Consider the following 11,272-nt stretch of genomic DNA (forward strand, 5'->3'; position numbering starts at 1 on the left):
TAACTGCACAAATGTTGATCAATTGCTGCTTAATGTTTAAACATTGTAAATGCGATATTAAATAATAAAATAAATAAAATATTCAATTGATATGTTAAAAGTTGTCTATATAATGCGCAAAAATCGTTTGTTTAACTCGTTCAAATAGGACTACCTGATGAAAACTCAATTACTTTTAGCTGCCTCTCTTTTTGTTTCTGTTACCGCTTCTGCACAAAGCAATGCGTATTACAGCAAAGACAACAAATTAGAGTCAAACTTATGTGTAGTAAGCGCCAATGAAGGTTTTTCAGCTGCACGTAAAATGGCAGCAAAGCATGGTATATACTTATCTCGTTATTCAAAAAGTATCCTATGTAACGGTCAAGACATTCGCGATATTGCAAAAGCGCAAACTGCAGTACAACCTGCAGCATCAAAAGTTGAAGTATTTGCAAAAGATACACATCAAGAAACACAGTTATGTATAACTGCATTAAAGCAAGGCTTACAACCAGTACGTAAGCAAATTGGTAACCTAAACACATTAAAGTGTAATGGCCAAAACGTTACTGACTTCGTTAAGCGTTACCAAAACGCTGCAATCTAAATTTAAGTGTTAGATGCACTGACTGAAGCCCAGCCTATGCTGGGCTTTTTGCGCTGAAATTATAATGTTTTGCTGAAGTAAAAAGAGTGAAGTTGCTAAAAGTTAGAGTGCATCTTGGTTTAATACAAACTGTGGGTATTTAATATTTTAATGGTGCTCTAATAGCGTATGTTTCATCCATTATTGAGTTATTTACACAATATGTTTTCCTAGTTTGCGGTTGTTCTGTCATAATAGATGGCTGTGTGTTTTTATTAACTTAAGAGTGATTATGGTAGGTCGGCGAATTAGTGATGAACAATTAATTGAAATCATTGAAGCGGCGATTTTTGTGGCAGATAAGCCCGTATCAAAACGTCATCTTAAGGACACGGTTTTAAACGACTTAGCAATTTCTATGGCGCGCATTAATGATGCTGTAGAGGCCATTCAAGTTCACTATCAAACGCGTGGAATACGTTTAGTTGAGGTAGGCAGTGGTTATCGTTTTCAAGCGTGTAGTAGTTTAAGCCCATGGTTGAGTAATTTATGGCAAGAACGTGCCCCTAAGTACTCTCGAGCCTTACTCGAAACCCTGTCGCTAATTGCCTATAAGCAACCCATTACCCGTGGTGAAATTGAGCAAGTGCGGGGCGTAGCAACTGGCTCAAATATTATTAAAACGCTGCTTGAAAGAGAGTGGGTTAAAGTAGTTGGGCATAAAGAAGTACCCGGTAAACCGGCACTTTATGCAACGACTAAACAATTTTTAGATTATTTTTCGATAACGGGACTTCATGATTTACCCGCATTGCCAGAGCAACAGCAAAGTAAAATTACCCAGTTATTAAGTGATCCTTCTGTGAGAGAACCATCCGAATGAGTATACAAGGTGAAAAGTTACAAAAAGTCCTAGCCCGTGCAGGGGTAGGTTCACGACGTGAAATGGAAAAATACATCGACGCTAATCGCGTGAGTGTAAATGGTAAAGTGGCAAAATTAGGTGACAGGGTTGAAGAAACCGATTTAATCCGTGTTGACGGTCACACTGTTAAAATTGAAGAAAAAGCAGACAGAATTTGTCGTGTAATTATGTACAACAAGCCTGAAGGCGAACTAAGTACCCGTAAAGATCCAGAAGGTCGCCGAACGGTTTTCGACCGTTTGCCTCGCATTGATGGCGATCGTTGGATAGCAGTAGGGCGATTAGATGTTAATACGTCAGGGCTGATGCTTTTTACCAATGACGGTGAATTAGCAAATCGTTTAATGCACCCAAGTTACGAGGTTGAACGCGAATATTCAGCACGTGTATTTGGTGAAGTGACTGACGAAACAATGAAAAACTTACTTCGTGGTGTAGAGCTTGAAGATGGTCCGGCTAAATTTACCGGTATTAAGCCTATGGGCGGTGAAGGCATTAACCGTTGGTACAACGTAACACTTAACGAAGGTCGTAACCGTGAAGTTCGTCGTTTATGGCAATCACAAGATGTGGAAGTATCACGTCTTATTCGTATTCGTTACGGTAAATTAGAGCTTGATAAGCGTGTACCACAGGGTGGCTGGATTGAGTACGATTTGGATACGGTTAACTATTTACGTAAAACAGTTAAACTTGGTAAAGAAACGCAAACTAAGCTGTCGGTTATCCCTGAAAAGCGTAAAGATAAGCGCGCGAAAATAAATCAAATTCGTAAAGCAGTTAAAAAGCACAACCAACGTGTAAAACCGACTAAACGCAAGTAAGCGAGATTTTGGTTAAATCATTTGAAAAACAAAAAGCCGCTTTAATAGCGGCTTTTTAACATATTTAAATAACTAAGCGTTATTTTTTAGCTTGTGCATCCAAAGATTGGCCATTTACATCTGCCGAGTCATCGCTCATTAAATACAGGTATGTTGGCATTAGATCTTCAGGAGTCGCAAGTAAATCTCGGTCTTCGCCCGGGAAGGCACTTGCTCGCATTGATGTACGCGTTGCGCCTGGGTTGATACAGTTAACACGAATTGGCGTTTTTTCGACTTCACACGCCCACGTTTGCATCATACCTTCTACCGCAAATTTAGAAATAGCGTATGGTCCCCAAAACTCTCTTCCTTTACGACCAACACCCGAAGAAGTAAATACCACTGAGGCACTCTTTGATTTGCGCATAACAGGAAACAATGCTTTTGTGATCATGGCTTGTGCCGTCACGTTTACTTTCATGACGTTTTCAAATGTTGATGAACAAAAATGTTCCAATGGGCCTAAAGTACCTAAAATACCCGCATTATTTAATAACCCATCTAAGCGACCAAACTGACTTTCGATAGTTGCGGCTAAATCACGATAGTTCTGCTTGGTTGCACCTTTTAAGTCCATAGGCACAATAGCTGGCTGTGGGTAGCCTGCATTGACGATTTCGTCATATACACATTCTAGTTTATTAGTTGTTTTTCCTAATAAAATAACGGTTGCACCATGTTTAGCATAGGAAATAGCTGCGACACGGCCAATACCATCACCTGCGCCTGTGATCAAAATCACTTTGTCTTTGAGTGCGTTTTCAGTTGCTTGATAGGTATGCATAAAAGTACCAATGTTTAGATTTTTTTTGATTTTAACATAGCAAATCGACAAGTAATCGAATTTATTGCAAATATAGGTGGCGAAACTAGAAACTTTACGTTAAGTTTAACTGGTCTAATGTCTCATTAATATACTGGTTACATTGTTTTAACTTAATTACACTGACTATAAACACACTATAAAAATAAGATTTGTGCGGAGAACAATATGAAAAAAATGCTACTCTCGCTCTCTGTTGCAGCTGCTCTAGCAGGCTGTGGCGGCGGAGAAACGTTAGAAGATGTAAAAAATGACTCGGTTACAGTTATTCCAAAAGCTACGGTAAAATTTGACCCTGCTAACGGTGTAATTTCGGTTCCTAATGACTTATTAATGAGCGGTACGCGCGATGGCACATTGAATATTCCTGGGGAATTAAATGACGAAAACGTTTCAATCCCTCGCGCAGCCTATGCCGATCCACAGTTAGCCTTAGGCGCGCTTGATGGTTGGTCTACCCAAGTTCCATTTAAAATTGATTTAACTTTTCCACCTAATGTAAGCCTAGATGCTACATCAGCGGGCACCCCAGGTTCTGTTCGTATTTTTGAAGTTATAATGGGTGCAAGCTTAACAGATGCCGAATGTTCACAAGCACCAGCCGGTGCTGCATGTAAATTAGTGGGCGAATTAACCTTTGGTGTTGATTTTGTGACCCAAGCTTCAGGCGATGCGGTGGCCATTATTCCACTTAAACCATTTAAAGCAGGTAGCTCATATATTAATGTATTAACGACTGGGCTAAAAGATTCAGAAGGGCGTGCAATTGAGCCTTCATCTACCTATGCAACAGTTAAACAAGAAGCCCCTTTAGTGACGCCATCACAACTTGCGCTACAAGGTGCAGTTAATAGTTACGAAAATGTAGTGGTTAGCTCAGGCGATATCACAAAAGACGATATTATTTTTTCTGCTGCCATGACTATGCAATCAGCAGGACCAGTGCTTGGCACGATTAAAAAGATTTTAGCAGCAAGCTTAACAGAGCCAACAATTCCAACGCCTGCGTTGCAAATTCCAACTCAGCCTATGGCTAACGTACAACAAGCTTTTGCATTACAAGGCATAACGGTGCCTGACGTATTCCAAGTAGCACAGTATCAAAAGGGCAGCATTCAGCTACCTATGTATTTAGGTACGCCTACAGGTAAAGAGATCAGTGATTTAAATGATACCTACTGGCAAGGTATGTGTGATAACGCTGTCGCTATTTTAGGGTATAAAGCCCAAGCTGGTGAAGCATTCCCTACTGATCCTATAAGTGTAAACGATGCAACATGTGCCGCTTTAAGTGGTGGACAGCTTCGTGATCTAGGTTTAGACAGTACGCGTCACCTAACGAAGTATAATTCTATTCCTAAAATGCAGAGTATGGCTAATGTGCCAGTGCAAATTACTAAACCTATTTTACCGGTCGTTAATGCGTACCGTTCAGGCTTAGGTTTAGAGCCTTTTGCAGCTATGCCAGCAGGTGGTTGGCCAGTCGTTATTATGCAACATGGTATTACCACACAAAAAGAAAGCATGCTAACGCTAACAGCGCAGCTTTCACTGCAAGGTTTTGCTACGGTTGCAATTGACCATCCTCGCCATGGAGAACGTGGTGTAGATGTTGATGTTGATGGCAACGATGACTTTAACGCAACGACAGGCTCTGTACTTAGTTACATGAACTTGAGCTCATTATTAGTAGCTAGAGATAGCCTGCGCCAGTCAAGTGCTGACTTACTTGGTTTACGTTTAGGTCTAAACTTCAGCGGTGATAGCGCAATGAATTCACAAGATGTGTCTTACATTGGACACTCTCTGGGATCAATTGTAGCGCCTGCGTTTATTGCACAAACTAATAGCCCATTGGCCGACCAAGTAGACCCATTATTTAAGGTTAACGCTGTAGCATTAGCAAGTGGTGGTGGCGGTATTGCAAGCTTCTTACTAGAATCCGCTGCATTCGGTCCATTTATTCAAGGCTCTGTACTTTCTCAAGCAGGTACTGCTGAATCAGACGAATTTAATGCATTCTTAAACGCTGGTGCGCTATCAAACTGTGGCGCTTTGTTACCGGATATGCAGGACTTCTTAAGCTGTGGTTTTAATGAGTTTGCAACATCGCTAACGATGGCGGGAGAAACTGATAAACTTGCTAATATCAAGGGCGTGATGACGCAGTTTGTATTTGCAGCTCAAACAGCATTAGATAGTGGCGACCCAACCAACTATGCAGCAACGGTTAAAGCACTAGAAACACCTGTATACATGAACGTAGTGGTAGGTGATGGCACAGATAATAACAAGCCAGATCAAGTTATTCCGCCGATGACTGCCAATAACCCAATTGCAGGTACCGTCCCTTTGGCTAACTTTATGGGGTTAGACACGGTGAGTACCACTCAAGCGCCAACAGAAATGGGCTCTAGCTATTTAGTTAAATTTACTCAAGGTCATCATGGGTCAATATTAACGCCAGCACAAGATGAAGGTGAGTCGTCTACAGTTGCGGGTAGTGCAGCTGCGAATGCTGAAATGCAATTGCAGGTTGCTACTTACCTAGCTTCAAGAGGTCGCCTTTTAATGGTGCAAAACACTGAGATTGTGACGAATTAATAATCAACCATTCAATTAAGTACTAAAAGCCACTGTATAGTGGCTTTTTTTTATTTTAAAGCATGCTAAATTGGCTGAAATTTATAAATGGAGAACACTGTTGGAATTTTTATACGAGTACGGTTTGTTTTTTGCTAAAACCATTACCTTTGTTATTGCTATCGCTGTTATTTTAACCTTAATTGTAAGCTCGGCTGTTAAGCCAAAAGCAAAAAAAGGTGAGATAGAAATAGATGACTTATCAGAGCAACTTACCAATATAAAAGAAAGTTTTTTAAATAATACGCTAGGTAAAAAAGAGTTAAAAGCCTATCAAAAACAACAAAAAGTAGAACAAAAAAAAGCTGAAAAAGAAGCCCCTAAATCACGACTCTACGTTATTGATTTTAATGGTAGTATGGATGCACATGAAGTAGAGAGTTTACGTGAAGAAGTGACTGCGATTATTTCAATCGCGGACCCTAAAAAAGATAAGGTGTTAGTTCGCCTTGAAAGTGGTGGTGGCGTGGTACATGGTTATGGGTTAGCTGCATCACAACTACAACGGTTTAAGTCAGCTGGTATTGAGTTAACAGTATCGATAGACAAAGTCGCCGCCAGTGGTGGTTACATGATGGCTTGTGTTGCAGATCATATTATTGCCGCACCGTTTGCAATTGTTGGCTCTATCGGTGTGATTGCACAAATTCCAAACTTTAATAAAATTTTAAAGAAGAATGACGTAGATTTTGAACAAATTACGGCGGGCGAATTTAAACGTACACTCACACTCTTTGGTGAAAATACAGATAAAGCCCGCGAAAAATTCCGCGAAGAGATAGAGCAAACCCATGTGTTATTTAAAACCTTTGTTAGCACGCAGCGCCCAAGTTTGAATATGGATTTAGTGGCCACAGGTGAGCACTGGTTTGCAACACAAGCTATTGAGAAAGGGTTAGTTGATACCATTAAAACCAGTGATGATGCCTTATTAGAGCAGCAACATCAGCATCAAATATACAAAGTGAAATACAAAATTAAAAAAGGGCTAAGTGATAAGTTTGCAATAGGACTTAGCCATAGTGTGAATAAAGCAGGTGTGAGTTTAATGTCAAAATTCAAGGCGTTAAACCCTTAATACTTTGATAGCTTATAGACAATAAAAAAGCCTTGTTACTTAAAAAGTAGCAAGGCTTTTTTTATAACTAACGATAGAAGCTGTTAGTCAATTGACTTGTGATAGTCTTCTAAATCTTTAGCTGCATTTGGGTCGTTAAAGATATTTTCATCTAGTTCACCCTCACTTTTAGCGACAACACAAGTTACCATACAGTCACCGGTTACATTTACTGCGGTGCGGGTCATATCAAGCAGTCTATCAACACCTATTATAATTGCTATGCCTTCAACAGGTAGGCCTACTTGGTTTAATACCATAGCCAGCATTATCAAGCCAACGCCAGGAACACCTGCTGTGCCAACCGAGGCAAGCGTTGCCGTTAGTATCACCATTAAGTAATCAGAAATAGTTAAATCAACACTAAATACTTGAGCAATAAATACCGTAGCGACACCTTGCATAATTGCAGTGCCATCCATATTAATGGTTGCGCCTAATGGAATAGTAAATGAGGCCACTGAGTTATTAGCACCGAGCTTCTTAGTCGCAGTTTCAAGTGTGATAGGCATCGTAGCGCTTGAACTTGAGGTGCTAAAAGCAAATAAACAGGTGTGCTTCATTTTAGCTAAGAAAGTAAGTGGGTTTAATCCAGTCAGCACTTTTAACAGCAGTGTGTAGTTTACGAATGCATGCAATAACAGGGCTAAAACAACGACGCCAAAGTACTTAGCTAAGCTTACAATTAAGTTAAGTTCAATAGTCGTAAATAACTTAGCCATTAGGAAGAATACGCCGTAAGGAGCAATATTCATTAGCAAAGTAACTAGTTTTAAGATAACCGTGTTTAAGTCTTCAAATACCGTTGCTACACGTTTACCAGCTTTACCGCTAAGCGCCATTGCAATACCAAATAACAAAGCAAACACAATAACTTGTAGCATGTTTCCTTTTGCCATTGCTTCAAATGGGTTGGTAGGGAACATATCAATGATAACACGAGCTAAAGTAGGCGCTTCTTTTGCGTCGTAGCTTGCTTGAGAGGGTAAACCAATACCTTCACCTGGGTTAAATAATAGCGCTAATGTAATTGCCACTGTAATAGCAATTGCTGTGGTCACCAGATATAAACCAATCGACTTTCCACCTAAACGGCCCAATTTTTTAGGATCGCTTAAACTACAAGTACCACACACAAGTGATACAAATACCAAGGGAACAACTAGCATTTTTAAACTAGCTATAAATATTTGCCCACCTACATGAAATAGGCCATCAACAAAAAAAGCTTTAATTGGCAAAGAGAATAACCCAAGAGGGATTAGGTAATCGTCTTCACCAGCTAATATAGCCTGAAATATAAAGCCTACTGCAACACCAAGCACCATACCAATCATGATGCGAGTGGTTAAACTCATTGAACGGATTTTAGACATATTTCCAATCTATTTTTTATAAATTTGGCATAGACTAACAGTATGTAATTTTTTTTACAGAAAAAACGTCAACTTTTTAAAAATTTTTATCGCAAAAAAGAGTAAAAATCTGAGATTTTAGACTAAGTTATAGGTTAACATTAAGTAAATAAGTTTAACTTAGTAACTGTCCAGTGGAGAAACCTATGCCTTTAACCCGTTTGCTCAGCATTATATTGCTCAGCTCATTACTCATCGCTTGTGGCGGTGGTGGCTCACTTGAGAAAGAAAGTGGAACCGTTGGCGGTGATACCGGAGGCACCGGTGGTGACGTTGTCGAACAAGCTATTCAAGTTGAGCTTAACTTCGAAGATCGTATTGTTACAGCTGACAATCCATTAGAAGTAGTTGCAACGGTAACTGGCAGTGATGGAGAGCCAGTTATTCGTCAAGAGGTAAGTTTTACCACAACACTTGGCTCTTTCATACCAGCTACAGCAAGCGCATTAACAGATTCGAGTGGTATAGCAACGATTGAACTTAGCGCCGGCAGCGTTGAAGGAGCAGGAACTATTGTTGCCAGTTATGAAGATGCCACAAGCAAGCTTGGCTTCTACACTGCGGGTGATGAGCCACAATCTAACGACTCTGTTGCAAATATTGATATCAAGATTTTACAGAACTGTCCTGATAGCTGGTTAAATATTGACAGAGACTCTATTGAACTTAATCCATCAGACTGTTCTCAAAATAGCAATTTGCTTGGGCAACAAGCCATTGTATACGCAAAAATCACAAAACCTGGAAGCAATACGCCAGCAAGTAATGTATTGGTTCAAGCGACAACCACGCTAGGTATTTTATTACCTGAAAGCTTAACGGCGAAAACAGATGCGTTTGGTGTTGCTATTTTAAACTTATTGCCTGGCAGCAGTTCAGGTGTAGGTCAAGTTGAGTTAACAGCTGAAGGCGGTGTAGGAAGTGCTTTATTTGAAATTAATGCTGTTCAGGTAAATGTCAATTTAAGTGCCGGTATTGCAGCTACTGATGTATTGTCAGCAGGCTCTACCACTATTATTACAGCTGAAATTCTAGACGGTAGTAATAACCTATTTACCACACCGCTGGAAGTGCAATTTACTTCTGCTTGTGCAGAGGAGTCTACTCCTAAAGCCACTATCGACAATGTTGTAACTAGTATTGGTGGGACGGCAAACGCAACCTATAAAGCTGATGGCTGTAATGGTATAGATACGATAACAGCGACTGTGGTGACTGGTGGCAATGTAGCAACAAAAACTATAAACATAAATGTTGCTGCGGCTCAAACTGGCTCAATTGCCTTTATGGGCGTGACCAATCAAGTATTAGCTATTAAAGGAGCTGGAGGTCAGACTCTCACTGAAAACTCAGAGCTTACCTTTAAGCTCCTTGATGTGAATGGAAATCCAGTGGGTCAAAAGCAAATTGATTTTTCACTTTCACAAAACCCAGGTGGCGTGTTGCTAGATAGTGCATTTCAGTTTACTAATAACGAAGGATTAGTGACTGTAAATGTCCGTTCAGGAAGAGCTGCTGGTGTTTTATCTGTTATTGCTTCTCACCAAATTGATAGTGGAGATACTTCACAGAATAGTGTGATCTCTATTGTGTCTAATGACATTACTATTACGACAGGTGTACCTGATCAAGACAGTTTTACGCTTGCAGTGCAAACGTTTAATACCGAGTCATTAAATGAAGCCGGAGTGACTACTGATTTAACTGTATTTGCAGCTGATCATTTCAATAATTTTGTTCCTGATAACACGGCAGTTTATATAGCCAGTGAAGGTGGTGCAGTTGGCACTATTGATGGTCAACAGTTTACACCTTTATTACTTTGTCGCACCACAGACGGTGTGTGTAACGCTCAGTGGCGCAGCCAAAACCCTGTCCCATACCATCACAGCATTTATAATAATTCTGTTGCTGATAAGTGTGACCGCTATTTTGGTCAAGCTGCTCCTTGTTCTTTAGGTATTAGAGAGTCAGAACTGGACGCAAATGGCAATTTAATTAATTATTTAGATAGCAATGGAGATCCAATAACATTAACTGATGCGCCAAATGACGCGCCAATTGATCAGCCACTTGGTGGGCGTGTTAGTTTGCTTGCTTATTCTGTGGGTGAAGAATCATTTAATGATGTATCTGCCAACGGTGAATTCAATCAAAATGAGTTTGACTCAACTTTACAAGATTTACCTGAAGCTTTTATAGACTTTAATGAAAATGGTGTGTTTGATGGGAATTTACCAGCACCAACAAACCCTGTGGATTCTAATGGTGGTGAGGATGAGTGGTACGTGGAACGCTCAGGGCCATTAAATAATGGTCAGTATGACAGTGGTGATGGTATTTATAACGGCTTGTTGTGTAGCGATGAAGCTTTAGCTGCAAATGCGTGTACACGTGAAACTGTTAATGTGCGTGCTCGTTCAGAGTTAGTTATGTCGGGTAGTACACCTTATATTAGAGCTGTAACGGCTTTAAATGACTGTAGTTTAAGTGATGGTATTCGCTTAGAAGCGTCTGATATGGCAGGTATGTGCGACATAAACCTTATTGATATTAGCAACTCAACACCTTACAGCGCGATTTCAGTAACAATTTTCTTTAGTGATATTCATAACAACCCAATGCCGGCAGGTACTACTGTTACTGTAACGGCCGATAATGGTGTATTAAGAGGGTTAACAGATTACACCGTTGTTAATACTGCACAAAAAACGCCAATCTCAGTTTCCGTTAACATTACTAAAGAGTCAGAGCCAAATGAGGTTGATTCTGGGTTCTTATACATTGAATTTGAAACGCCCGGTGGTGTGAAAACTCAATATACCGTAATGTCGATTCTAGACGAACCTAAGGTTTAAAATATGTGAAGTCTAAAAAATGCCAACCAATAAGGTTGGCATTTTTGTTTCTATTCT

The 11,272-nt window shown here is 40.0% G+C and carries 8 protein-coding genes; 6 read left to right on the forward strand and 2 right to left on the reverse strand.

The genetic code is table 11. The features are described 5' to 3' along the window. Positions 1-157: 157 nt before the first annotated feature. The 3 genes from BW139_RS14290 to rluB all read left to right on the forward strand — a co-directional run bounded on the left by BW139_RS14290 (position 158) and on the right by rluB (position 2,317). On the forward strand, positions 158-589 hold the full coding sequence (locus BW139_RS14290; protein WP_076920114.1) for an exonuclease III: 432 nt from the start codon (positions 158-160) through the stop codon (positions 587-589). Positions 590-860: 271 nt separating this feature from the next. Continuing rightward, positions 861-1,451 (forward strand): SMC-Scp complex subunit ScpB, encoded by a 591-nt coding sequence (scpB, locus tag BW139_RS14295; RefSeq protein ID WP_076920115.1) that lies wholly within the window; start codon positions 861-863, stop codon positions 1,449-1,451. Beyond that, positions 1,448-2,317, forward strand: coding sequence for a 23S rRNA pseudouridine(2605) synthase RluB (gene rluB, locus BW139_RS14300; RefSeq protein WP_008110001.1), 870 nt, complete (start codon positions 1,448-1,450; stop codon positions 2,315-2,317). Before scpB ends, rluB begins: the two co-directional genes overlap by 4 nt. Before the next feature lie 79 nt (positions 2,318-2,396). Here rluB and BW139_RS14305 read toward each other — a convergent pair whose 3' ends face one another. Further along, complete coding sequence (locus BW139_RS14305; protein WP_076920116.1) at positions 2,397-3,143, reverse strand: YciK family oxidoreductase; 747 nt, start codon at positions 3,141-3,143, stop codon at positions 2,397-2,399. A gap of 207 nt (positions 3,144-3,350) precedes the next feature. Between BW139_RS14305 and BW139_RS14310 the strand changes: the two genes are divergently transcribed. Continuing rightward, complete coding sequence (locus BW139_RS14310) at positions 3,351-5,786, forward strand: VolA/Pla-1 family phospholipase (RefSeq protein ID WP_008466606.1); 2,436 nt, start codon at positions 3,351-3,353, stop codon at positions 5,784-5,786. Positions 5,787-5,886: 100 nt separating this feature from the next. Then, positions 5,887-6,903 (forward strand): protease SohB, encoded by a 1,017-nt coding sequence (gene sohB, locus BW139_RS14315; RefSeq protein WP_076920117.1) that lies wholly within the window; start codon positions 5,887-5,889, stop codon positions 6,901-6,903. Positions 6,904-6,986: 83 nt separating this feature from the next. On the opposite strand, the gene BW139_RS14320 is transcribed toward sohB, so the two are convergent. Beyond that, a complete protein-coding gene (locus tag BW139_RS14320; protein WP_008466610.1) occupies positions 6,987-8,318 on the reverse strand; it encodes a dicarboxylate/amino acid:cation symporter in 1,332 nt (443 codons plus the stop codon). Positions 8,319-8,503: 185 nt separating this feature from the next. Here BW139_RS14320 and BW139_RS14325 point away from each other — a divergent pair, with 185 nt between their 5' ends. Further along, complete coding sequence (locus BW139_RS14325) at positions 8,504-11,215, forward strand: Ig-like domain-containing protein (protein ID WP_076920118.1); 2,712 nt, start codon at positions 8,504-8,506, stop codon at positions 11,213-11,215. The last annotated feature ends 57 nt before the right edge of the window (positions 11,216-11,272 follow it).

It is taken from the genome of Pseudoalteromonas sp. SK18 (assembly GCF_001974855.1).
Classification (GTDB): domain Bacteria; phylum Pseudomonadota; class Gammaproteobacteria; order Enterobacterales; family Alteromonadaceae; genus Pseudoalteromonas.